Origin of the sequence: Actinoplanes sp. NPDC049681 (assembly GCF_044465265.1) — a bacterium.
Lineage (GTDB): Bacteria > Actinomycetota > Actinomycetes > Mycobacteriales > Micromonosporaceae > Actinoplanes.
This window is the reverse complement of record NZ_JBITLP010000002.1, coordinates 860,053-883,425: the sequence shown is the minus strand read 5'-3', so window position 1 is coordinate 883,425 and position 23,373 is coordinate 860,053. Positions and strand designations below refer to the sequence as shown.

Here is a 23,373-nt window from a genome sequence, read left to right as displayed (position 1 = left end):
TCCCTTCGAGTGATACGACGACGATGTGCGCGCGGGCCAATGCTATGTTTGACATAGACAAGCGTCAATTACCTGTCCGGCCGTCCCCACGCCTGAGCCAAAAAGGGCGGGCCGATTCATCCGGCCGTTTCGCGAAAACCAGCACTCGGCCACCTATCGGTTATATCGGGCGAGTCGCTCGACGGGAAAGCCCGAAATAGTCCCTTAATTACCCCGTAGTCGGCCCGCAGTGGCCGGGGCCAACATCAAGAGGCGATCGATCTCAGTCGATGCTTGTGCGGGGAGTGGCGCCTGGATAACATTCGTCGCGGGACGCGGCGGCGCCGCTCGGCGACGTAATGGTCCCGGCCAAATACCGATCATCCGCGCCCGTGCCGGCGCGGGGAAAATCGGCGATGGTGCACGCGCGAAACCCGTCGTCAGTGAGCACGCAAACCCTAGGGGAAAAACATGACGGAAAGATTCGCCGGCATGAGACGTACCATTCTCGCCGCCCTCGGTACGGTTCTCGCGCTGTCCGTGTCGGCGCCCGCCCGGGCCGGGAGCGCCGCAGTGTCCGATTCGGTGCCGGACGGCGTCGTGACCGTCGAGGTGGTGGCCGCCAACGGCTCCGGCTGCGCGCCCGGCACCGCGTCGGTCTACGCGAACTCGGACAAGACCGGCTTCCGGGTCCGCTACCACGACTTCGTGGCCTCCGCGGGCGGCGGTGTCGACCCCACCGCCCGCCGCCGCAACTGCCAGGTCGGCGTCGTCGTGACCGTTCCGGCCGGCTGGACGTTCGCCATCGCCGAGGCGGACTACCGCGGCCGCGCCCGCCTCAACAGCGGTGCGACGGGCCTGCAACGCACGAACTACTACTGGCAGGGCTCCTCGAACAACAGCCGTACGGAAGAGTCGTTCGCCGGCCCGCTCAACGGCTATTGGCAGACCGAGGACGTCGCGCCCGCCCTCATCTACGTGCCCTGCCAGGAGCAGCGGGTCCTGAACATCAACACCGAGCTCCGGGTGGACGCCGGCACGTCGACCGGCACGAGCAGCATGTCGATGACGTCGAGCGAGGGCGACGTCGACACCCTCTTCAACTTCAGCTGGATCCGGTGCTGACGCGCTGAACCGGGCCACACCACGGGCACGAAGGGCTCCGTCAGGAAGCCCTTCGTGCCGCTGTCATTTCGCAGCGGCCGTGACGATGCCGGCGCCTGGCGGGGACGGCACCCGTGAGTGAGAAAGTTCGATGCCAATTTGGTCCCGCGGGTTCCGCTGACCCCCTTCGTCACTGCATGCTGATCGAGGGGGCACGATGAGTGAACACAACCTGCCACCGCACGTTCTGACCGAGATCGCGAGTCCGATGCGGGACTCGCGGCTCATGGGCGTCGGCGAGCTCGCCCAGCTGGCGACCAGTGCCGATCTCGCCGTGGCCGCCGATGCCCGGCTCGCCCTCCAGCATCTGACCGAGGACGACAGCCGCAGCGTCGCCGCCGCGGCGGCCGCCGCGCTGGGACGTACGGCGGTGCGGCTGAATCCCGACCGGGTGGACTTCGGGCAGGTCCCGCCGGGTACGCCGGCACTGGCGGCCGACGTCCTCGTGACCGGGCCCCCGCTCGCCGTCGCCACCGCCGCGGTCACCGTGGCGGGCCCCGGGCTCCGTGCCGCCCTGCACGACGGACGGTTACGCATCGAGTGGCAGCCGCGCACGGACTGGCTCGACGGTTCGGTCACCGTGCGGGGTGCGGCCGGCTGGGCGGACGTACGCGTCACGGGCCAGGTCGTGGCGACCGGCGCGATGTCGCGCGCGGACCTCGAGGAACAGCTCGAGGCGGAGGCCGGCACCGGCGGCTACGCCGCGGCGCGCGTGACCGTGCTTCCCCCGCCCGTACGGCGGCGCCGCAGCGGAACCTTGCTGATCGGCGGCCTGACCGCCCTCGTCCTGCTCGGCGGCGCGGGCGTCGCCGTCGCCCTGACCGGCAACCTGCCGCGCAGCCGGGCACCGGCGGCCGCACCCGTCGCCGCGCCGGCGGTCACCTCCGGTCCCCCGTCCGCGGCCGCACCGCGCGCCCTCACCACAGCGGCCCCCGCACCGACCGGGCTCGCCCGCGTCCCGCTCGCCCTGCGCGCCGCCAGCCTCCCCGAGCCGTCGGTCATCGGGACGATCCGGGTGGGCGACGAACCCGAGGGCGTCGCGGTCTCGCCGGACGGCCGTACGGTGTACGTGGCCAACCAGAGCGCCCGCGTGCTGTCCGTCGTGGACGCCGCCACCCGGCGCGTGAGCTCCGTGAAGCTGCGCAACACCCCCCGCTTCGTCACCACCTCACGCGACGGCCGCCTCGTCTTCGTGTCGATGTACGAGAACGACAAGTCCGGCAGCGGCGTCGCCGTGGTGGACGCGGCCGGGCGCCGGGTCGTGCGGTACCTGGCCACCGGGCGGCAGCCGTACACCCTGTCAGTAGGCCCGGACGACCGGCTGTGGGTGCCCATCCACAGCGAGGGCCGCATCGAGATCCATCAGGCCGGCGGCGAGCAGCGGGCGGACGCCCGGGTGTCCGTGCCGCCGAACCCGCACGCCGTGGCGTTCTCCAGCGGTCTGCGGCGCGCGTTCAGCGCCGACCACGAGTCCAACGCGGTCGCGGTGATCGACATGCGCACCGACCGGCTGCTCGACTCCGTCCCGGTGAGCCGGGCCCCGCACAGCGTCGCCGTCTCGCCGGACGGCAGCACCGTGCTGGTGGCGGGCTACGAGGCGGACACCGCCGACCTCATCGACGCGGCGACGCTGCGGCGTACCGGTCCCTTCCCGGTCGGGAAGAAGCCGCAGAGCGTGACCTTCGCCGGGGACGGGCGGCACGCGTACGTCGTGAACGAGGGCAGCAACTCGGTGTCGGTCCTGGACGCGCGCACCGGCGCCGTGACGTCGACGATCGCGGTGGGCCACAGTCCGCGGACGATCGCGGTCTCGCCGGACGGCCGCCTGGCGTACGTGACGAACGGCGACGACGACACGCTCTCGGTCCTGCGGGTCGCCGAATGAATGCCGCGGCGTGGATCGCGCTGGCCATCACGGTGTCCGGGGCGTTCAGCTACGGCGCCGCGTCGATCCTGCAAGCGGTGGCCGCGCGGCGCAGCCACGGCACCGCGCAGACGATGCGCCACCCGCTCTACCTCGCCGGTATCGGCTGCGACATCTTCGCCTGGGCCGGCTCGATGATCGCCCTGCGGGAACTCGCGGTCTACGTGGTCGAGGCGATCCTGGCCGGCTCGCTGGCCGTCACCGTGGTCGCGGCCCGCATCGTCCTCCGCTCTCGCCTGCGCCGGCGGGACGTCGCCGCGGTCACCGTCTCCGTCGGCGCGCTGACCATGCTCGCGATGTCGGCCGGACCGCAGCGGGACGTGGTGGCCACCCCGGAACTCCGGCTGGGCTTCTGCGCCGCGGCAGCCGCCGTCCTGGTGATCGGCTGGGCCGCCACCAAGACCCGCTCCCCCGGCGGCGTGGCCGCCCTCGGCGGCCTGTGCCTCGGCGGCGCCGCCCTCACCGGCCGGGCCCTCCCGTCGTCGCCGATGGAGATCCTCACGGAACCGCTCACGGCGGCGCTGCTGACCTTCGCGGTGACGGGCATGATGCTGTACGCCCACGCGCTGCAGATCGGCCAGGTGGGCCCGGTCACCGCGGTGCACTGGACGGCGGAGGTGGTCGCCCCGTCCGCGGTCGCCCTGCTGCTGCTCGGCGACACCGTGCGATCCGGGTGGACCGTGCCGGCCGCCGCAGCCGGGGTGCTGACGATCGGGGCGGCCGTGCTGCTGGCCACCGCACCCGCCACCGATGCCGCGCTGCAGGCCGAGGCCCTCCAGGCCGCACCCGTACGCCCGGCGCTGCCCGCCGCCGCCCAGCCGGTGGACCGCGGCACCGGCGAGCGGATCATCTGGTGGGGGCCGCCGCCGATCTGGATCCCGCCGGGACGCGCGGCCGCCCGTCTGGCCGCCGGCCCCGCCGCCGAGCTGAGCTGGAGTCCCCCGGACGCCCGTCCGGTGTGGACCGCGCGGCAGCCTCAGGATGCCGGCCCGGCCCGGCTGCCCCGCCCGGCCTCACCGGCGCCCGTGCGCTTGGCGGTCCCGGAACCGGCACCGGCGGCCCGGAGGCCGTGGCACGACTTGTGACGTCAGCCGGCGGCCAGCGCGAGCGACGTCCTGGGAGCCGCTCCCGCATCCGGAACGGCGGGCTCGACGACATGCCAGGTCACGCCGGCTGTGACGGCCACGGCCGCCGCCTCGGCGACACACTGCCGGCCGGCCTCGTCGGCCACCGCCGCGCGGCGCAGGTCGAGGGTCAGCGACCGGGTCGGCAGGTCGCACACGGCGGTGTGCAGCACCGCCCGGACGTCCTCGGCGGTGCTCGCGTCCACGCGGCCTTCGACGCACACCCACCGGTGGCCGCCGACCGCGGGTAGAACCGTGATGGCGAAAGACATGTCCCCGACCCTTCCTTCCGCCGCAACTGCTGGATCAGCAGTCAAGCAACGGACGGGCGAAAAAGCTGTTAGCTCCATCGCACCACCCCGCGAATGTGGCCCACATGACATCCACGGGGCCGAATCAGGCGTGGGGTGCGGCGACCGGCTCGGCCATCGGGCTCACCTCGGCGGCCGGTGCGGGCGGTGCGGCACGCAGCTGGTCGAGCCGGACCAGGGCGATGCCCGCGATGATGAGCGTGCCGCCGATGCCCTGCACGACGCTCGGCAGCTCGCCCAGGACCAGCCACGCGATCAGGACGGCGAACAGCACCTCGGTCAGGCCGACGAACGAGGACAGGGCGGCGCCGAGCAGCCGGGCGGCTGCGATGCCGGTGACGTACGCGACCACCGCGGCCACGAGCGAGAGGCCGGCGACCGGCGCGATCCAGCTCACGGTGTGCCCGGCGAACCTGACCGTGCCGAACGTCGCCTCCAGGGGCAGCGCGCCCAGCACGCCCAGCAGCACCAGGACCGCCGCGCCGAACGCCATCCCGCCGCACGCCAGGGCGATCGACGGGAGCTGAGGATCCATCCGGGCCGACAGGACGAAGTAGGCGGCCAGGCCGACCGCGGCGACCATCCCCCACAGCACGCCGACCGGGTCGATCGCCGCGCCGCCGGCGAGGTCCAGCACGAGGATCAGCCCGGCGACGGCGACGGCGGCGCCCGCCACGGTCAGCCGGCGGGGGCGTTCGCCGTGGCGGGCCCACATCCAGAGGACGACCAGCACGACCCCGGAATACTCGAGCAGCAGGGCGACGCCGACCGGCAGATAGCGGATCGCGTTGAAGAAGCCGACCTGGGCGCCGGCCACGGCGAGCAGCCCGAACAGGCCCACGGTGCCGAGGGACCGGCGCAGCGCGGCCCAGCGTCCGTTGAGCGCCACCGCCGCCGGCACGGCCAGCAGGAGCGCGGCGATGCCGACCCGGGCTGCCACCGCCGCGTCGGCCGACCAGCCGGCGTCGATCAGGGAGCGCGCGAAGGTGCCCGACGTGCCGAAGGTGGCCGCGGACAGCAGCGCCAGCCCGAGGCCCGGAGCGGCCGGTCGCCGGGGTGCCATGTGGCCTCCAGATGTAAGGAGCAAGGGGGTACTATGCTCCTGACGTTAGCTCGGGGGATGTCAGGAGTCAACGTGGTCTTCGCCCATGACACCGAGGCGGCCCTGGTCGCCGCCGCCGCGCTGGTGAACACGGCGGGGCGGGGCGGTGAGCGACTGCCCGACGTGGCCGCACTGGACGCCTTCTTCCAGGCGTACGGATGGACCGGCCGGCGCGAGGGCAGCCAGGCCGAGCTGCGGGCCGTGCGGCGGTTGCGGCCCCGGCTGCGGCGGCTCTGGGAGGCCGGCGAGGACGAACTCGTCGGCATCGTCAACGCGCTGCTGCGCGAGTCGCACGCCCTGCCCCAGCTCGTGCGGCACGGCGACTGGCCCTACCACTTGCATGCGACCCCGGCGGACGCGCCGCTCGCCACGCGCATGGCGGTCGAGGCGGCGATGGCCTTCGTGGACGTGGTGCGTGAGCGCCGGCTCGACCGGCTGCGCCTGTGCGACGCGGCGGACTGCGACAACGTCGTGGTGGACCTGACACGCAACCGGTCGAAGCGCTTCTGCGACGCGGGGTGCGGCAACCGTACGGCCGTGCAGGCGTACCGGGCCCGGAAGGCCGCTGTCAGGCAATGATGGGAATCGATATCCTGGCAGCATGTCCGAAGTGATGTCCCGCCGGAATTTGCTGCGCGCGGTCGCCGGGAGCGCCGCCGCGGCCGTCACCACGGCGCCCTCGGCACCCGCCGGCGCGGCACCTTCCGCCCTCCGGGAGCTCGAGCAGAAGATCCGGGACGGCATGGCCCGCTACGCGATCCCCGGGGTGGCGCTGGGCGTGATCCACCGCGGCCGCGAATACGTCCGCGGCTTCGGCGTCACGAACGTCGACGATCCCTCCCCCGTGGACGGCGACACCGTGTTCCGGGTCGGTTCCACGACCAAGACCTTCACGGGTACGGCGGTGATGCGGCTCGTCGAGCGCGGCCGGCTGGACCTCGACCGCACCGTGCGCAGCTACCTGCCCGACTTCCGTACGGCCGACCCGGCCGCCTCGGACCGCGTGACGCTGCGGCAGGTGCTCAACCACAGCGCCGGCTGGCTGGGCGACTTCTTCCTGGACACCGGCACCGGCGACGACGCCATCGCCCGGTACGTGGCGGCGATGTCGGGCCTGCCCCAGCTGACCCCGCCCGGGCGGGTGTTCGCGTACAACAACGCGGCGCTCGCGCTGGCCGGGCGGCTGGTCGAGGTCGCCGCCGGCATGCCGTACGAGCAGGCGATCCGCGCGCTGGTCACCGACCCGCTGGGGCTGCGGCACAGCGCCTTCTTCCTGGACGACATGCCCGGCGCGACAGTGGCCGTGCCGCACGGCATCGATCCGACGGGTGCCGCGGTCCCGCAGCCGGGCTACTTCGCCATGCCGCGCAGCATCCACGCGGCCGGTGGGCTCATCTCCAGCGCCCGCGACCAGCTGTGCTGGGCCCGGTTCCACCTCGGCGACGGCCGGGCGCCGGGCGGCACCCGGATCCTCAGCCGCCGCTCGATGCGGACGATGCAGTCCCACCCCGGCCCCGGCGGCACGCTCTTCGTGGAGCTCGACGGGATGGGCGTGACGTGGATGCTGCGCCCGACGGCCGAGGGACCGGAGGTCGTCCAGCACGGCGGCGACTGGGCCGGTCAGCACTCGGGCTTCCTGATGGTCCCCGCCCGCGGCTTCGCGCTCACCGTCCTGACCAACTCGGAGGGCGGTCCCGGCCTGCTCGCCGAGCTCTTCGCGGACGACTGGGCGCTGCGCCGCTTCGCCGGGGTGAGCAACCTCCCGGCGGTGCCGCACTCGCTGCCGGCCGTGGCCCTGGCCGGGTACGAGGGGCGCTACTCGGCCACCCAGATCGGCTTCGACGGCGCACCCGTCACGGTGGGGTTCGACATCGTCGCCGACGCGGGGCAGCTCAGCGTGCGCGCCGAGGGGAAGGAGGGGGCACGGCTGGCCTTCTACCGCAAGGACTACGTGCTGGTCCTGGAGCCCGGTGGAGCGGACACCCACACCCGCGCCGACTTCGTGCGCGGAGCCGACGGCACGGTCGCCTGGCTGCGGATCGGCGGCCGGCTGTACCGGCGGAGCGGCCCGGCCACGGCACGGCGGGCGACGGGCACCCCGCTGCCGCTCAGGCCGTCCACGCTGCCGTACCCGATGCGCCTGCCGGGGTGACGCTGCGCTCGCGTTGCGGTCACTGCCCGCGACGCAGGCAGATCAGCTTGCCGCCGGCGTCGACGCCGGCGATCTGCCAGCCGCGACTCTCCAGCAGCTCGGCCGCGGAGAGCAGCACGTCGACCCGGGGCAGATCACCCGGATGGATCGGCGTGTCCGCGTAATAGGACGAAAAGGCAATCACCAGGTAGATCAGGCCGAACGGATACCCATCGAGGGAGACCCGGCCGGAGAGGATGTCGTCGGCCTCGAAGACCCGGGGCGGGCGCGGCAGCATCGTTCCACTATGGCAGCGCGGATCATGCCGCCCGGGACGGACCGTGCGACGCCGCGGGCTTGCGGGTGTGTACCGTGCTGGCCTTGTCCGAGCCGGTGACCAGCGGCGCTGGGGTGAGGAGCCGACGGAGCGAGCGTGTGGGACGACGACGAACTGACCGCGGCGGTGAAGGCGGCGAGCGCCGGCGACGAGGGGGGCTTCGCGGTGCTGTGGCGCTCGCTGCAGCCCGCCGTGCTGCGCTACCTGCGGGTCGTGGCCGGAGACGCCGCCGAGGACGTGGCCTCCGAGACCTGGCTCCAGGCCGCCCGGGACCTGCACCGGTTCACCGGTGACGGCGCCGCCTTCCGGGGGTGGCTGTTCCGGATCGCCCGGCATCGCGGCATCGACGAGCGGCGGCGGAGCGGGCGGCGGCAGGAGGACCCGGCGGGCACGATCGCCGAGGACGCCGGCCGTACGGGCGACGCCGCCACCCAGGCCCTGGAGCACTCCGGGACCGAATGGGCGATCGGGGTCATCGCCGGGCTGCCGCCGGACCAGGCCGAGGCCGTGATGCTGCGGGTCGTGGCCGGCCTCGACGTCGCGACCACCGCCCGGGTGCTCGGCAAGCGCGCCGGCGCCGTCCGCGTGGCCACCCTGCGTGGCCTGCGCAAACTCGCCGCCGACCCGCGCGTCCAGGCCCGCGGCGACGACGGCGGACTCACCCGGACGAGGGAGGTGTAACGCCATGCGAGGTCTGCGCGCTCTTCGAAATGCGATGCGTGAACGGCGAACTTCCCGGCTCGGTCCGGCGGAGGCTGACCGGCTGATGGCCGGTCACCCCGCCGGCCCCGATCACCGTGGGCTGGCCGCCCTGCTCGACGCCGCCAAGGCCCCCGCCTCCCCCCGGGAGCTGGCCGGCGAGCGGGCTGCGGTGGCCGCGTTCGGGGCGGCTTATCGGGAAGCCGGACGGGCCGGCCTGCCTGCAGGACGCCGAGTACGCATGCCGCTGCCCGCCAAGGCGGCCGCCGTGAAGGTGGCGGCCGTGGTGGCTGTCCTGGCGGGCAGCGGCGTCGCCCTGGCGGCGGAGACCGGGCACCTCCCCGCCGGGGCGCAGCACCACGCCCATCGGCTCTTCTCGGCCGTCGGCGTTCCCGCGCCCCGGGTGACGTCCGCGCGGCCGCCGCGCCCGCGTCCCGCCACGCCGTCCCCCCGGGCCACCAGCCGGCCGGTCCCCGGCCCGTCGGCCACCGGCGGCGGGTCCACGCCGGTTGCTCCGGCCGTACCCGGGCTCTGCCGTGCCTGGGCCGCCCAGCAGGAACCGCACGGCAAGGCCATGAAAGCGGCTTCCCGGCAGGACCTGATCGCCGCCGCCGGCGGCGAGGACCAGGTCGACGACTTCTGCGCGGACGCGCTGGGCACGTCCGCGGCCACCCCGGCGCCGGGCGCCAAGCCCGGCAAACCAGACCACCCCGGCAAGCCCAGCACGAAGCCCGGCAACGGCAACGGCAACGGCAACGGCAACGGCAACGGCAACGGCACGAACAAGACCCACACCCCGAAGCCGAAGAAATGATCGAACCGGTGTTCGTCGATCGCACCGGGCGCCGGCGCCGCGTGGTCGCGCTGGCCGGCTCGGGCGGCGCCCTCGTGCTGCTGCTCGCCGCCCTCGCCCTCGTGGCCGGGTTCACCGGCACCGGTCCGGCGTCGCTGCCGGGCTGGGCGGGGTCCGGCACGGAGCAGCGGCACCACGCGACGCCCACACCGGCTCCTTCCGCCACCCCGCGCAGCCGCGCTGCCGCGCCGGCACCGACCCGCGCGCACAGCCGCACCAGTCCGGCCGCACGGCCCACCACCACGGCCACGGCGCCGGCCAGTACGTCACCGGCCGCGACCCGGCTCCCGGGCAATCGCCGGGGAAATCCGAGCCACACCCCGCCAGGACTGTCCGGACGGGAGCACTGACATGGGCAAGCGCGTGCTGCGCCGGCCACCGCGGGCCCACTGGGTCCTTCTCGTGCTGGCCATGGGCGTCCTGCTGGCGGAGCTGAGCCTGCACGGCTACGTGACGCACGTGGGCGCCGAAGGCGACGGACCGCCGCCCGGCACCGACCCCGCCCCGGCACCGGCCGCCGTCACCGGCGGCGCGGCGGTCGAGCGCCTCGGTCCCGGCACCGCCGTCAGCAGCCGCGGGATGCCCGCCAGGACGATCGCCCTGACCTTCGACGACGGCCCCGATCCCCGCTGGACGCCGCGCATCCTCGACGTGCTGGCCCGGTACCGGGCGCACGCCACGTTCTTCGAGGTCGGCTCGCAGGTCAACGAGCATCCCGAGCTGGCACGGCGGGTGCTCGCCGAGGGGCACGAGATCGGCTCGCACACGTTCAGCCACGCCGCCGTGGCGGGGCTCGGCGAGCGGCGGCTCGATGCCGAGCTCACCCTGACCGCCAACGCGGTCGCCGCCGCCACCGGGCGCCGGCCGGTGCTGCTGCGGCCGCCGTACTCGTCGGTCCCGGACGCCGTGACCTTGGCCGAGCACCGCGCCCACCAGCGCGCCGCGCAGGCCGGCTACCTGCTGGTCCTCACCGACCTGGACACCGGCGACTGGCGCCGCCCGGGCACGGATGCCATCGTCGCCGCGGCCCGGCCCGAGGGCGACGCCGGAGCCGTCGTGATGATGCACGACTCCGGGGGCGACCGGGCCCAGACCGTGGCGGCACTCGACCGGCTCATCCCGGCCCTGCAGGCGAAGGGCTACCGCTTCGTCACCGTCTCGGAGGGTCTCGGCCTGGCGGCGATGCCGGCGGCGGGGACCGGGCAGCGCTGGCGGGGGTACGCGTTCCGCGCCGCCCAGACCACCGGTGACGTGCTCGCCGACGTCCTCGCCTGGCTGGTCCTCGTCACCGTGGCGGTCGCCCTGCTGCGGCTGGTGGGCCAGCTCGTCAGCGCCCGCCTGCACATCCGCCGGCGCCGCCGCAACAGCCGCCCGCTGGAGTACGTCGGGCCGGTGTCCGTCATCGTGCCCGCGTACAACGAGGCCGCGACGATCGCCGCGACCGTACGGTCCCTGGTCCGCAGCGACTACCCGGCGGTCGAGGTCATCGTGGTCGACGACGGCTCCACCGACGGCACCGCGGAGATCGTCGAGCGCCTCGGCCTGCTCGGCGTCTACGTCCTGCGCCAGCCCAACGCCGGTAAGCCCGCGGCCCTCAACCACGGCATCGGGTACGCCCAGCACGACATCCTCGTCCTGGTCGACGGCGACACCGTGTTCGAGCCCGACGCCGTCGGCCGCCTCGTGCAGCCGCTGCGGGATCCGCGCGTGGGCGCCGTCTCCGGCAACACGAAGGTCGGCAACCGCGGCGGCCTGCTGGGCCGCTGGCAGCACCTCGAGTACGTGGTCGGCTTCAACCTCGACCGGCGCATGTTCGACGTCGCCGGGTGCATGCCCACCGTGCCGGGTGCGATCGGCGCCTTCCGCCGGCAGGCCCTCGACGGCGTCGGCGGCTTGTCGGCGCAGACCCTGGCCGAGGACACCGACCTCACCATGGCGGTCCTGCGCGACGGCTGGCGCGTCGTCCATGAACCCGCCGCGGTCGCCTGGACCGAGGCCCCGGACTCCCTGCGCCAGCTCTGGCGGCAGCGTTACCGCTGGTGCTACGGCACCATGCAGGCGATGTGGAAGCACCGGCACGCCCTGCGGGAACGGGGTGCCGCCGCGCGCGCCGGCCGGCGCTGCCTGGGCTACCTCCTGCTCTTCCAGGTGCTCCTGCCGCTCACCGCGCCGATGATCGACGTGTACGCCCTGTACGGCGCGTTCTTCCTCGAGCCGGTCACGGTCCTCGGCATCTGGGCGGCTTTCACGGCCCTCCAGATGGCCACGGCCGCGTACGCGCTGCACCTCGACGGCGAACGCTGGACGGCGCTGTGGAGCCTGCCGTTGCAACAGATCGTGTACCGGCAGCTGATGTACCTGGTGGTGGTTCAGTCAGCCGTGATGGCGCTGCTCGGCGGGCGGCTGCGGTGGCACCGGATGGTGCGTACCGGAGCGGCCACGGCCCGGGTCGCCGACCGCAACCAACCGGATGCACCGTGGCTCGTGCCGCCGCAGGTCTCCCGGCGCCCGCCGGACCTGCAGAGCTGGGCGCTGCCGACCGTCGGGGCGCGAGCCGGCCGCGACAGCTGGCCGATCAACTAGCCGGCGTCGTCCGGGGCCGGGGCCTCGGGGTCGCGGGGATGGGTCGCGATGAGCAGCTCGAAGACGGGTTCGCCCGGCACGCTCGCCGCTTCGAAGCGTCTGACGAGGGCCTGCAACTCGTCCCGGAACTGGCCGGCCCGCTCCGGAGCCATCGACGCCGCGGTGTAGTGGACCACGACCCGCTGCTGCTCGGGCGCCTGCCCGCTCATCACCATCCGCCCCGATCGCAGGCCGTCCACGATGGTGGCGTGCATCTTCTCGAAGAGGGTCGCCACGACCGCGGTCAGCTCCTCGGAGGCTTCTCCCATGCTGTCCGGGCCGCCGCTGCGGAAGCCGTCGGGCAGCGGCTGGCCGCCCTGCTGGAAGGTGATGCTCTCCTGGGCCGACCCGTAGTGCTTCTCGATGATGCCGTTGACGACCTGCGTCGCGCGGATCTCGAGCAGGCCGCGCTGCTCGAGCAGGTTGAGGTGGTAGTAGATCTTCTTCGGCGGCATGCCGACCGAGGCGGCCAGGTCCTTCGCCGTCCAGGTACGGGCGCAGTCGCGCATCATCAGTTCGAGGATCGCCAGCCGGGCCGGGTCGGCCAGGGCCTTCAGCGTCTCAGCGTCCTGCACCAGGCGGGTGGAGGCCATCGGGGATCAGTTCGCTCGCATTCTCTGCCGGATCGGCCGGGCGAACCGCCGGCGCAGCACAGCTTACCGAAGCTGCCGGTCCGGGCGTCCGACGATCATCTCGCGGTCGATCTGCATCTCACCGGCAGGATGCGCCGCGCCGCCGGCATGCGCGAGGCGACGGCGGACACGTCGCCGTCGCGCAGGATCGTCCGGTGCAGGGTGCGCAGCTCCTCGCCGGGTTCGATGCCCAGCTCCTCCACCAGCCGGACCCGGGTCCGCCGGTAGATCTCCAGGGCCTCCGCCCGGCGCCCGCTGCCCTGCAGCGCCGTCATCAGCATGGCCTGCAGGGACTCGCGCATGGGGTGCTCCGCGGCGTGGGCCTCCAGCTCCTCCACGAGCAGCCGGTGCCGGTTGAGTGCGAGCTCGCAGGCGACGCGCTCCTCGAGCGCGCCGAGCCGCCGGCCCGTGAGCCGCTCGGCGCACGTCCGTATCAACCGGCCGGTGACGTCCGCCAGTGGCGTCCCGCGCCACAACGACAGCGCCTCTTCGTACAGGGCGGCGGCCTCGTGGAGACGGTCGCTGCCGGCCGCCCGGCGTGCCTCGCCGAGTGTCCACTCGAAGACATGCAGGTCGAGCTCACCCTCCTCGACCGACATCAGATATCCCGGAGGCCGTGTAGCCAGCGCGCCGGGCAGCCCGATGCCCGCCAGCTCCTTGCGCGCCCGAGAGACGCAGTTCTGGAGCTGATTGCGTGCGGTGGCCGGGGCGTCGTCGTCCCAGACCGCCTCGATCAGACGGTCCACCGAGACCGGTGCGTTGGCTTCCAGAAGCAATGCGGCGATCACCGCCTTGCGGCGGGGCGAGGCCGAATCGATCCGTCCCGCACCGGTGTCGATCTCCAAAGGACCCAGGATCCGGTACGTCGGGAGCAGTCGCCCGCCCCGACCCGGTGTGCTCATGCCGCCGCTCAGAGCCCCACTCCGATCAGACATCGCTATCGTCCAAGACATCCAAATTATCTTGGACGTCATGATCGGGTGTCAAGGATGTCGATGCCCGGCGCCGTCGGTCAGGGCAGGAACTGCTCCTGGATAGCCGTGACCTTGCCGCCCTTGACGGTCAGCCAGAACAAGGTGTGCGGGATCCGCGCCTTCACGTCGCTGATGGCACCCTTCTTGTCCGCGACTCCCCCGGCGCCCTCGCCGACGACCGTCACGGCGACCGGGTCGGCCATGCCCACGACGCGCTTCTTGGGGTTGTCGTTCACGATCATGTAATCGTTCGGCGGCGTCTTCTCGTCCGAGTCCGGGTACTTCTTCTGCCACGCCTTCACGGCCGCATCCCCGGTCAGGAACTCGACCAGGTCCATGGTCAGCTCGCCGTCGCCGACCGCCGTGACGTACGCGGGCCAGCGCCCGTCGCCGATCGCGGCCTTCGGGCCCGAGGGGGGTGCCACGGTCGTCGCGGCCGGTTTGCCGGCCGGCTTGGCGCCGATGCCGGTGGCGGCCGGCTTCGCCGCGGCCGGCGACGAGCCACCGGTGGCCGCGGCGGGAGCCGGGGACGACGGCTTGTCGCTGCAGGCGGCCACGGCCAGCAGCGCGGTGGCCAGCACGGCGGCGGCCACGGGAAGACGGTTCAGGCGCAGGTGCATACCGACAAGGTGGCACACCGGCACCACTCCTGAGCGGCCGATATCCGACAGCCGGGAGCCCCGGCGCCGTGGCGGGGCGCCGGGGCCGTGGTGAGGCTCAGTGCAGCGGCACGTCCAGGTAGGAGCCACCCTCGATGGTCACGGTCTTGTGCGGGGCGTTCTCGTCGTAGTACAGCCCGTCGACCGTGTCGATCACGAGCGTCAGCGAGTGCCCGGCGGGCACGTCGTACGCGGTCGCCTGCAGCGAGAAGTCGAGGCTACGGGAGCCGCCCTTGTCGTCGAGCCAGGTGGCCGGGGCGTGGGTGATCAGGCTGGCGTTGCCGAGCGCATCGAGGTCGTAGAGGTAGGCGACGACCGTGCCCTGCGGCTCCGTGCCGCTCAGCGCCAGGTGCACCTTCGGGATACCACGGACCCGCTGGACGGACGACGGCCTTTCCGAGGCCCACACACCGGCCCGCGAACGGTCGACCGTCGGCAGCCAGATCCACGGCTGCCAGCCCGTGAACGCCGCGAGCCCGTTGGTGATCAGGGCGATCCCGCCGTTCGCGAAGGTGTCCTTGTCGGTCGGCAGGGACTTGGACCAGCCGGTGCTCGGGTCGCCGCCGAGCAGCCCGGTGCCGTCGTACCAGCGGATCGCGCCGAGGCCGTAGCGGCGGGTCGAGGTGGCGAGTGCCGACCAGGCGGCGTAGTGCTCCTCGGGCGCGTTGTAGGGCTTGACCTCCACCGGCGGTTCGCTCGTGACACCGGTGGAGACGCCGCCCAGGTACTGGTCGAACCACCGGTACAGGCTGTTCCACACGTCGTTGTCGAGCCCGGCCAACCCGGTGAGCTCGGCGATCGCGTGGTCGCCCGGCCGCAGTTCGAGGCGCTTCGGCACCGTGAGCCGGTTGTAGAAATCCACGATCTGGTTGGGCGGGAAGAAGGTGTCACCCCAGCCATTGGCGATCATGACGGCCGGCCCGTTCGCGTTGATCGCGTCGAGGTACGTCGCCGGGGACCGCTTCTTCGCCCAGGCCTGCACCTGCGGCTTGTCCCGGTTCGCGTTGAAGTCGTCGAGGGCGTCGCTCAGCTCCGCGCTGGGGTGGCCGAGCGTGTCCGCGGCGAGCTCGAGGAAACCCGCGGACTGGCGGTGCCGGGTCTCGTCGGCGTACAGGGCGGCGACGAGGTCGGCCCAGCCGCTCATCACCACGACCGCCTTGATCCGCCGATCGAAGGCCGCGCCGAGCAGGCTCAGCCCGCCACCGTACGAGATGCCGGCGGCACCGATGCGGGCCGGGTCGGCCGGGGTGTTGGCGAGCGCCCAGTCGATGACCCGCGACAGGTCGGCCATGTCCTTCGGGCCGGCGGTGTCGATCTCGCCCCCGGAGAACCACCACCCCCGCGGGGTGTACGACAGGACGACGTAGCCGCGGCCGGTGAGCTCCTGGGCCTGGGCGACGTACTCGAGGTCGTTGAGACCCCAGCTCGACGGCATGATCAGGACCGGGTGCCGGCCGCCGGTGGCCGGCACGGCGACGTTGGCCTTGAGGACCACGCCGTCGTCGGCGGTGATGTCGACGAAGCGCAGGCCGCTCGAGGACTGTGCGGCGGTGACCGGCGTGGTGGCGGTGACGGAAGCAGCCGCCGGCGCCGGCGCGGTGGCCAGCACGGTGGCGGTGATCAACGAGAGCGCGAGGACGGGCAGGGCAGCGCGACGGGGCGCCATGGGCACTCCTGAAGGTGTCGGGGTGTCGGTGGACCTGCCGACGGCCATCGGCCCCGGTGGGGGGCGGTGGCGAAGCTGCAGCGCGTCAGTGGCGGCAGCGTAGGAGCCGGTACCGAGAAATTGAAGGCGGTGACATTCTCGTTACTTGTCGGTAACATATACGCCGACATTAGGGGGCTCGCACATGCTCTACGGTGCGCGAACGTCACTCAGACGGGATGCAAGGCGTAATCGTGACGCCATCGTCGAAGCCGCGAGCGAGGTGCTGTGCGGCCGCGGCGGCGTCAGCCTCATGCCGGAGATCGCGCGCCGCGCCGGCGTCGCCCTGGCAACCCTGTACCGGCACTTTCCCGACCGGCAGGCGCTGACCGCCGCCGTCATCGGCCATCAGCTGCACCGGCTCGAGGAGGCCGCCGCCGCCAGCACGGAGCGTCCCGACGCGTTCCGCTCACTGCTACGCACGGTGCTGCACCGGCTCATCGAGATGCGGTCGCTGGTGGTGTTCGCGGAGGGACTGGAATCCGGCGCGCGCCGGCGGTACGAGCGCCGCATGGTCACGGCCTTCACCCAGCCGCTGCGGCGCGCCCAGGACCTCGGCTACGTACGCCGGGACCTGGTCCCCGGCGACCTGCTGCTGCTCTTCGCGATGGTGCGCGGCATCGCGGGGGCGGGCGAGGACACGGCGGCAGCCCGCGCCGCCGCCGACCGCTCCATCGACCTCATGCTCGACGGCGTCTTCCGCGGCCGCCACGCGCCCTGACGGTAGAGGCGGACAGCCTCGCCGGGAGACACTGAGCCATGCGGCTCGACGAGAACGACCCGGATCAGCGGCCGCCAGGGGCCCTGACGAATGCGCAGTTCGACGACCTCGCGCGCGTTGCCGACAAGCTGGCGGAGACGCTCGAAGTCAGCGCCGACCTGCACGAACAGATGGCGAGCCGGCTCCCCGGCGCGCGGGAGCACTCGGCGCGGGAGCGACGCCTCGCGGCGGCGGAGCGGGAAGCTGCTGTCGCGTACCGGAGGCGGGAACTGCCACCGGACGACGTACGCCGGGTCATCCGGGAGAGCGCGAACGGCGCTGCGGGAACGACGGAACAGCGGATGATCGACGCCGAGCGGCACGACACCGAGGTGTCGCTGCGGGAAGCGGCACCGGACGCCCGGCAGCAGCAGCTGGAGGACCGCGAGACCGCCCGCCTCACCCGCCAGGGCGATCGGGACCGCCGCGCCGACGAACGCGACCGCGATGCCGACCACCGTGAGGTCGACTTCGAGGTCGGGCGTCCCGCCGACCGGCCGCGCGGGTGACGCGTCAGCCCAGCCCGCGACCGGGCGGCACCTTCGGCTCGCTGTTCAGCTCCTGCATCTGTTGCGACAGGTGACTCTGCAGCGCGGTCTGGTAGCTGTGGGCCAGCTGCCCCAGCCGTTCGATCTCGTCGAGCAGCGCGGCCCGCTTCGCGCCCAGGCTGTTCATCGCCTCGGTGTGGTTGCGCTGGGCCTCGCCCTCGATGCTGCCGGCCCGCAGCTCGGCCTCGCCGGTGATCTGCTCGGCCTTGCCCTGCGCGTCGGCCAGCAGCGCCTCCGACTCCTGCTGCGCGTCGCGCAGGTGGTCGTCGGCCGTACGCTGCGCCATCATCAGCACCCGGGCGTTGCGGTCGTCGTCGGCCGCCGGGGGCGGAGGCGCCACGGACGCGTTGCGCGCCTGCTCCAGCTGCGCCTGCACGCTGCGGGCATTCTGCTCGGCCCGGGCGCGCGCCTCCTGCAACCGCTCCAGCTTGGCGGCGATCTCGGCGAACTCACCGTCGAGCACCACCGTCGAGGCAGCCGGGCCGGGACCGCCCGGCCCGCGGCGCTGGATCTGCTCCTGGAGCGCCCCGTTCTCCTCCAGCAGCCGGATGAGCTCCTGCTCGACCTCGTCGAGGAAAGCGTCGACCTCTTCCTCGTCGTATCCCCGCTTCCCGATGGGCGGCTTCTTGAAGGCCATGTTGTGGACGTCGGCCGGAGTCAGCGGCATCGCGCTCCCTAGAGAGATGTCGGCGGCGGTGTCGGGGGTCGATCCTATGCCGCCGCGCAAAGTCACTCGCGTGCGCGGAGGGCCTTACGGCGGGTCCACCCGAAGTAGCCCGGCAGAACCACATAGAGCACCAGAAAGCAGGTCGCGGCCGCCCGCTCGCCGGCGGCCAGATCCCGGATGACCAGCACCAGAACGAGCAGAGCCGCGTACCCGAGGAGGATCAGCACATTGCCGGTGTCCGTACGGGACCAGCCGGCCGAAGCGCCCTCCGGCGCGCGCTGCGCCTGCCGGGTCAGCTCCGCGGAGAGAGCTGACGTGCCGAGGATCACGAGGACGAACCGTACGGCGGTCAGCCACGGGTCCGCGACGTCGTCGAACAGGTCGTTGCCGATGCCGGCCACGACGAAAGCGAGAAAAGCGGTCCGGGAAAATCGCCCCACGGCCCTCATCCCACCATGCGCCGGTAGCGAAGGACGGGCAGATCGCGCCACGTGTCGGTGCCGCCGTCGGCCGGAAGTATCGGCTCGCGGCCAGGCCGGTCAGCGCGTCGCCGACGAGCAACCGCCCGGCGCCTTTCCCGTGCGCCGCCGGCAGCAGGTAGACGGCGTCGGGCTCGCCGACGGCCACCTCCTCGCCCTCGGCCGGGCCGGACAGTCACCTCGCCGTCGAGCTCGGCGGGGTTCAGGTGGGCGTAAGTGGCGCGCCAGGCGGCCAGCTGGATCCGGGCGATCGCGGCGCCGTCCGCGGGGCCGGGCCGGTCGCAGATCGACCGTGGTCACGCCGGGACGACAGCCGATTCCGCAGGTGGAGGTGGTCCACTACCGTGGTCGGCCATGAGCACCGCACCCGAGCCGCCGCCGTGGATCCAGTGGCCGGTCCGCGTGCTGGCGGTGGTCGTCGTGCTGCCGTTCCGGGTGGCGTGGGAGCTGCTCAAGGCCGTCGGAGGGTTCCTCGACCGCTACGTCGTGCGCCCGCTCAGCTGGCTGTGGCAGCGGCTCGTCGTCGTCCCGCTCAGCTGGATGTGGCGGTGGCTCGTGGTCGTGCCGTTGCGGTGGCTGGCGCATTGGCTGGTGGTCGTGCCGGTGAGCCGGCTGGCGCGGTGGATGTGGGCACATCGGGCGTTTCTCGTCACGCCGCTCGTCTTCCTCTGCCGCTACCTGGTCGTCGTGCCGGTGGCGTGGTTCTTCACCGTGACCGCTCCGGTGTGGTCGGCGCTCGGGCGGGGGCTGGCGTGGACGCTCGAGGTGCTCGTCGCCGCGGTGACGGCGGTGGTCCGGGCGGCGTACCGATGGTTGCTGCTGCCCGGGTGGCGCGGGGCCGGGTGGCTGCTGCGGCAGCTCTACCGGTGGGTGTTGCGCCCGGCCGGGCTCGCGGTGGCCTGGGTGTGGCGGTGGACGGCCGTGCCCGCGTGGCGCATGGTCGCCGGTGCCGGGCGGTGGGTACGCGACGCCGTCGTGCGCCCGGGCGCAGGTATGGCCCGGGAGGTGCTGGTCTCCGTCGGGCTACGCCGTTGAGGCGGACAGCCGCCGCTCGATGGTGACCAGGGTGCCGGTCGCGGTCGTCGTGACGTGGACGTCGCCGTACGCGTTCATCAGCATCGCACCGCGCCCACGGTCCATCGGGGCGGCGCGGCCGCGCCAGCTGCCGTAGTCCTGGACGCTGACGCGGATCACGTCGCCTCCGGCATGCAGCCGCACGTCGACCTGGGGGCGGGACGGGCGCTGGGCGTGCTCGACCGCGTTGTTGACCGCCTCCGTCGCGGCCAGTTGCAGGTCGTCGAGGAGATCCTGGTCCACCTGGCCGGACAGGGCCGCGCGCAGATCGCGGCGCATCGTGGCGGACGCCGTCGGGAGCAGCGGATAGGTCCAGGACCGGTCGAGGGCCGCGAGCGGAGGCGCGACCGCGGCCGGTCGCTGCGGCGGGAGCCGGCGAAGCGCCAGCACGGCCACGTCGTCCGCAGGCGGGCCGTCCCCGGCGAGGGCCGCGTCGAGCAGATCCTCCGCGGCCATGCCGCGGCGACTGCGGCCGGTGCACCGGGCCAGAAGCCGCGCGACCCCCGCGTCGTACGGCTGCCCGTCCGCCGTCACCAGACCGTCGGTGAACAGGAGCAGGTGGGAGCCCGGCGGGAGCTCGAGCCGGTTGGCGGCGTACGAGGCGGCGCGCAGACCCAGCGGGGGCCCTGTCGCACCGGTCAGCCAGGTCGCCGGCTCGCCGTGCCGGCAGGTCACCGGCGCCGGGTGGCCCGCCGTGGCCCAGGTCAGCTCGCCCGTGCCCGGGCTCAGCCGGGCGAGGAGAACGGTCGCGAAGGAGGGGGTGCTCAGCCGGGTCAGGATGTGCTCGGGGGCGGGGTTCTGCGCCGCGTACGCGCGCACGGCGCTGCGCAGGCGCCCGGCGGTCATCGCGGCCTCCGGCCCGTCGCCGGCCACGTCGCCGACGGCCAGGAGCAGGTCGCCGCCGTCCAGCGCGACGGCGTCGTACCAGTCGCCGTGGACGTTGCCCTGCGCCGGCCGGTAGCGGGCGGCGAGGTCCCAGCCCGGGATCGCGGGCAGCTTCTCCGGCAGCAGGTGCTGCTGCAGCGTGACGGCGAGCCGCCGCCCGTCGCCGAGGTCCCACCGGCTCTCGGCGAGGGCCGCCAGCATCGCCGCGACCGGCTCGAGCACCGCCTCGGCCTCGCCGGGCTCGGCCGGCGCTCCCAGCACGACGGTGAGGCTGCCCAGCTCACTGCCGTCGCGGCCGCGGATTTCGGTACGCACGCGGCCGGCGCCCTCCTTGCCCGGCGTGGACGCGGTGCTGAACGTCAGCGGCTGCCGGTCCGCCCCGCCGTTGAGGACGGTGCTGGCACGTACGCCGCCCACCAGCGCACAGGCCTGCTCGGTGGCGGCGCGCACGGCCTCCGCAAGAGTGCGCCCGGCCTCGATCACGGCGGTGGTCCCGGCGGCTCCCGATCCGTACGCGGCAGGCCCGGACCGCAGCCGGTCGCGTTCCAGGACGCTGCGGACCCGGGCGACGAGCTGCGCCGCGGTGAACGGCTTCACGACGTAGTCGTCGGCGCCCGCGTCCAGGCCCTCCACCCCGGCCTCGTCACCGGCACGGGCGGAGAGCATGACCACGGGCAGCGTCCGCGTGTCCTCGTCCTGCCGGAGCGCGCGGACCAGCGCGAAGCCGTCCAGCCGGGGCATCATCACGTCGGTGAGCAGCAGCATCGGCCGGCGGCGCCGGATCGACTCGAGCGCCGCCTGGCCGTCGCTCACGGCCTCCACCAGCCAGTTCTCGGCCGCCAGCAGCCGGGTCAGGTACGCACGCATGTCGCTGTTGTCGTCGGCGACCAGGATGCGCCGGTCGTCCGGCTCGTCCGCCGGGGAGCCCGGCTCGGGCAGCCAGCCGGACGCCTCGTCGGCCAGGGCGCGGGCCGTGGCGCCTGTGGCCGCCGTGCCGGGGACGGCGCCGGCCGGGGTGACCGCCGTCCACGGCAGAGCCACGGTGAACGTCGTACCGCCGCCCGGTGAGCTGGTCACGGCGACGTCACCGCCGAGCAGCCGGGTCAGTTCGCGCACCAGCGCCAGCCCGACACCGCTGCCCTCGTGGCTGCGGGCCTGCACGCCCTGGACCCGGTGGAACCGGTCGAACAGGTGCGGCAGCTCCCCGGCGGCGATGCCGATGCCGGTGTCGGCGACGCGCAGCCGGACCCGTTCGTCGTCGCTGTCCAGCGTCACCCGGATCTCGCCCACGAAGGTGAACTTCAGGGCGTTGGAGATCAGGTTGGTGACGATGGTCTCCCAGTTGACCGGGTCGAGGGCGGTCGGCCGTGGCAGCGGCGGGCAGTCGACCACCAGGCGCAGCGAGGCGCGCTCGACGGCGGACCGGAAGACGCCGGCGAGCTCGGCCGTCAGCCGGGCGAGGTCCACCTGGCGCGGGGTGTTCCCGGCCCGGCCCGCCTCCAGGCTCGAGAAGGTCATCAGGTTGTTGACCAGGGTGAGCAGCCGGATGGCGTTGCGCCGGGCGGTGTCGACGCGGTCGCGCTGGCGCTCCCCGAGCGGTTCCGCTCGGTCGGCGAGCGCGTCGGTCAGCGGCCCGAGCATCAGCGTCAGCGGCGTACGGAACTCGTGGCTGACGTTGGTGAAGAAGGCGGTCTTGACCCGGTCGAGCTCGGCCAGGGACTCGGCGCGCCGGCGTTCCTCCTCGTACGCCAGGGAGTTGCGCACCGCCACCGACACCTGCTGGGCGAGCAGCTCGAAGAAGGAGCGGTAGGCGTCGTCGAGGGCGCGGCTGGGGCTGATGCCGGCGAGCAGCACTCCGAGCGGCTGCGCGAGGTCGGCGGAGGGCAGCGGTACGGCGATCGCGTCGCGGACGGGCAGCGCCCAGGGACCACCCGTGACCTCGAGCGACCCGGGCACGTCTCGCCGTACCGTATCCGCGTCGACGGCATCCTGGTCCAGCACCTGCGGCAGGAGGCCGGCCACGTCCCGGCCGGCGGCGTCGATGCCGGCGCCTGCCGCGAGGCGCAGCACGCCACCGTCGCGCAGATAGATGCCGGCGAAGGGCACGTCCAGCGGATGGTCGGCGACGGCGGCCGCCAGGCGCCGGCAGGTCTCTCCGGCGCCGCCGCCCTGACCGCCACGCACGGGCAGGTCGCGCAGCAGGCGCAGCCGCCGCTCCCCCACGACCTGCTCGGTCACCTCGCTGCACACGGTCAGCACGCCGACGGTACGCCCCGAGTCGTCGCGCGCCGGCGCATGCGAGACGCTGAAGTACGCCTCCTCGCGATACCCGGCCCGCTCCAGCATCAGCCGCAGGGCGGGCACCCAGCTCGCCACCCCGGTCGCCATGGCCTCGGCGATCAGTGGCTCGAGCACGTCCCAGCCGGCCTCGAGGGTCACCCGTACGTCGCCGCCGAGCGCGGCCGGGTGCTGGTCACCGATCAGCGCGGAGTACGCGTCGTTGTAGAGCTGGGTGTACTCCGGTCCCCACAGGAGCAGCATCGGATAGCGCGACGACAGCACGATCCGGACCGCGGACCGCAGACTCTGCGGCCACTCCCCCACCGGCCCCAGCGGCGTACGGGACCAGTCGATCCCGGCCATGAGGTTCCCGGTGTCACCGCCGCCGGCGAACACGTCATCCGGCCACATCGGTGCCCGTCACTTCGCCATCACGTCTCCCCCGTGGCCGCAGGCGGTGTCGT

Annotated in this window: 22 protein-coding genes; 12 read left to right on the top strand and 10 right to left on the bottom strand. The window is 73.5% G+C overall.

Going from position 1 to position 23,373, the window contains the following annotated elements; translation table 11 throughout:
* Positions 1 to 471: 471 nt before the first annotated feature.
* The 3 genes from ACIBO8_RS09495 (at position 472) to ACIBO8_RS09485 (ending at position 4,152) form a co-directional block, all read left to right on the top strand.
* Entirely contained in the window at positions 472 to 1,104 is a 633-nt protein-coding gene (locus ACIBO8_RS09495; RefSeq protein WP_396114652.1) for a DUF4360 domain-containing protein, read from the top strand.
* A 196-nt stretch (positions 1,105 to 1,300) separates the two neighbouring features.
* A complete protein-coding gene (locus tag ACIBO8_RS09490) occupies positions 1,301 to 3,028 on the top strand; it encodes a YncE family protein (RefSeq protein ID WP_396114651.1) in 1,728 nt (575 codons plus the stop codon).
* Positions 3,025 to 4,152 carry a hypothetical protein gene (locus tag ACIBO8_RS09485; protein ID WP_396114650.1) on the top strand — a complete coding sequence of 376 codons (1,128 nt, stop codon included), beginning with the start codon at positions 3,025 to 3,027 and terminating at the stop codon, positions 4,150 to 4,152. The genes ACIBO8_RS09490 and ACIBO8_RS09485 overlap by 4 nt, the downstream gene beginning before the upstream one ends.
* A 2-nt stretch (positions 4,153 to 4,154) precedes the next feature.
* Here ACIBO8_RS09485 and ACIBO8_RS09480 read toward each other — a convergent pair whose 3' ends face one another.
* A complete protein-coding gene (locus tag ACIBO8_RS09480) occupies positions 4,155 to 4,463 on the bottom strand; it encodes a hypothetical protein (RefSeq protein WP_396114649.1) in 309 nt (102 codons plus the stop codon).
* A 124-nt stretch (positions 4,464 to 4,587) separates the two neighbouring features.
* Entirely contained in the window at positions 4,588 to 5,565 is a 978-nt protein-coding gene (locus ACIBO8_RS09475; RefSeq protein ID WP_396114648.1) for an EamA family transporter, read from the bottom strand.
* Between the two features lie 72 nt (positions 5,566 to 5,637).
* Here ACIBO8_RS09475 and ACIBO8_RS09470 point away from each other — a divergent pair, with 72 nt between their 5' ends.
* Positions 5,638 to 6,183: a CGNR zinc finger domain-containing protein gene (locus tag ACIBO8_RS09470; protein WP_396114647.1), complete on the top strand. Its 546-nt coding sequence runs from the start codon at positions 5,638 to 5,640 to the stop codon at positions 6,181 to 6,183.
* A 22-nt stretch (positions 6,184 to 6,205) separates the two neighbouring features.
* Entirely contained in the window at positions 6,206 to 7,756 is a 1,551-nt protein-coding gene (locus ACIBO8_RS09465; RefSeq protein WP_396114646.1) for a serine hydrolase domain-containing protein, read from the top strand.
* Positions 7,757 to 7,775: 19 nt separating this feature from the next.
* Here ACIBO8_RS09465 and ACIBO8_RS09460 read toward each other — a convergent pair whose 3' ends face one another.
* The gene (locus ACIBO8_RS09460) at positions 7,776 to 8,033 is read right to left on the bottom strand and encodes a hypothetical protein (RefSeq protein WP_396114645.1); all 258 of its coding nucleotides are present in this window, start codon (positions 8,031 to 8,033) and stop codon (positions 7,776 to 7,778) included.
* A 135-nt stretch (positions 8,034 to 8,168) separates the two neighbouring features.
* Here ACIBO8_RS09460 and ACIBO8_RS09455 point away from each other — a divergent pair, with 135 nt between their 5' ends.
* From ACIBO8_RS09455 to ACIBO8_RS09440, 4 genes are all read left to right on the top strand, one after another.
* Entirely contained in the window at positions 8,169 to 8,753 is a 585-nt protein-coding gene (locus ACIBO8_RS09455) for an RNA polymerase sigma factor (protein WP_396114644.1), read from the top strand.
* Between the two features lie 85 nt (positions 8,754 to 8,838).
* Positions 8,839 to 9,585, top strand: a complete 747-nt coding sequence (locus tag ACIBO8_RS09450) for a hypothetical protein (RefSeq protein WP_396114643.1) — start codon at positions 8,839 to 8,841, stop codon at positions 9,583 to 9,585.
* 8 nt (positions 9,586 to 9,593) lie between these two features.
* A complete protein-coding gene (locus tag ACIBO8_RS09445) occupies positions 9,594 to 9,974 on the top strand; it encodes a hypothetical protein (RefSeq protein ID WP_396114642.1) in 381 nt (126 codons plus the stop codon).
* 1 nt (position 9,975) lies between these two features.
* Positions 9,976 to 12,207: a bifunctional polysaccharide deacetylase/glycosyltransferase family 2 protein gene (locus ACIBO8_RS09440; protein WP_396114641.1), complete on the top strand. Its 2,232-nt coding sequence runs from the start codon at positions 9,976 to 9,978 to the stop codon at positions 12,205 to 12,207.
* On the opposite strand, the gene ACIBO8_RS09435 is transcribed toward ACIBO8_RS09440, so the two are convergent.
* From ACIBO8_RS09435 to ACIBO8_RS09420, 4 genes are all read right to left on the bottom strand, one after another.
* The gene (locus ACIBO8_RS09435) at positions 12,204 to 12,839 is read right to left on the bottom strand and encodes an ArsR/SmtB family transcription factor (protein ID WP_396114640.1); all 636 of its coding nucleotides are present in this window, start codon (positions 12,837 to 12,839) and stop codon (positions 12,204 to 12,206) included. The genes ACIBO8_RS09440 and ACIBO8_RS09435 overlap by 4 nt on opposite strands.
* Before the next feature lie 95 nt (positions 12,840 to 12,934).
* Positions 12,935 to 13,780: a BTAD domain-containing putative transcriptional regulator gene (locus tag ACIBO8_RS09430; RefSeq protein WP_396114639.1), complete on the bottom strand. Its 846-nt coding sequence runs from the start codon at positions 13,778 to 13,780 to the stop codon at positions 12,935 to 12,937.
* 110 nt (positions 13,781 to 13,890) lie between these two features.
* Positions 13,891 to 14,472, bottom strand: a complete 582-nt coding sequence (locus ACIBO8_RS09425; RefSeq protein ID WP_396114638.1) for a hypothetical protein — start codon at positions 14,470 to 14,472, stop codon at positions 13,891 to 13,893.
* A gap of 97 nt (positions 14,473 to 14,569) precedes the next feature.
* A complete protein-coding gene (locus tag ACIBO8_RS09420) occupies positions 14,570 to 16,177 on the bottom strand; it encodes a CocE/NonD family hydrolase (RefSeq protein WP_396114637.1) in 1,608 nt (535 codons plus the stop codon).
* Positions 16,178 to 16,361: 184 nt separating this feature from the next.
* Between ACIBO8_RS09420 and ACIBO8_RS09415 the strand changes: the two genes are divergently transcribed.
* Both ACIBO8_RS09415 and ACIBO8_RS09410 read left to right on the top strand, forming a co-directional pair.
* On the top strand, positions 16,362 to 16,937 hold the full coding sequence (locus tag ACIBO8_RS09415; RefSeq protein ID WP_396114636.1) for a TetR/AcrR family transcriptional regulator: 576 nt from the start codon (positions 16,362 to 16,364) through the stop codon (positions 16,935 to 16,937).
* Between the two features lie 38 nt (positions 16,938 to 16,975).
* The gene (locus ACIBO8_RS09410; protein ID WP_396114635.1) at positions 16,976 to 17,485 is read left to right on the top strand and encodes a hypothetical protein; all 510 of its coding nucleotides are present in this window, start codon (positions 16,976 to 16,978) and stop codon (positions 17,483 to 17,485) included.
* A gap of 4 nt (positions 17,486 to 17,489) precedes the next feature.
* On the opposite strand, the gene ACIBO8_RS09405 is transcribed toward ACIBO8_RS09410, so the two are convergent.
* Both ACIBO8_RS09405 and ACIBO8_RS09400 read right to left on the bottom strand, forming a co-directional pair.
* On the bottom strand, positions 17,490 to 18,191 hold the full coding sequence (locus tag ACIBO8_RS09405) for a DivIVA domain-containing protein (protein WP_396114634.1): 702 nt from the start codon (positions 18,189 to 18,191) through the stop codon (positions 17,490 to 17,492).
* Positions 18,192 to 18,253: 62 nt separating this feature from the next.
* Entirely contained in the window at positions 18,254 to 18,631 is a 378-nt protein-coding gene (locus tag ACIBO8_RS09400; protein ID WP_396114633.1) for a hypothetical protein, read from the bottom strand.
* Between the two features lie 393 nt (positions 18,632 to 19,024).
* Here ACIBO8_RS09400 and ACIBO8_RS09395 point away from each other — a divergent pair, with 393 nt between their 5' ends.
* Positions 19,025 to 19,705, top strand: coding sequence for a hypothetical protein (locus ACIBO8_RS09395; RefSeq protein WP_396114632.1), 681 nt, complete (start codon positions 19,025 to 19,027; stop codon positions 19,703 to 19,705).
* Here the strand turns inward: ACIBO8_RS09395 and ACIBO8_RS09390 are convergent.
* The gene (locus ACIBO8_RS09390; RefSeq protein ID WP_396114631.1) at positions 19,694 to 23,320 is read right to left on the bottom strand and encodes a SpoIIE family protein phosphatase; all 3,627 of its coding nucleotides are present in this window, start codon (positions 23,318 to 23,320) and stop codon (positions 19,694 to 19,696) included. The genes ACIBO8_RS09395 and ACIBO8_RS09390 overlap by 12 nt on opposite strands.
* Between the last annotated feature and the right edge of the window lie 53 nt (positions 23,321 to 23,373).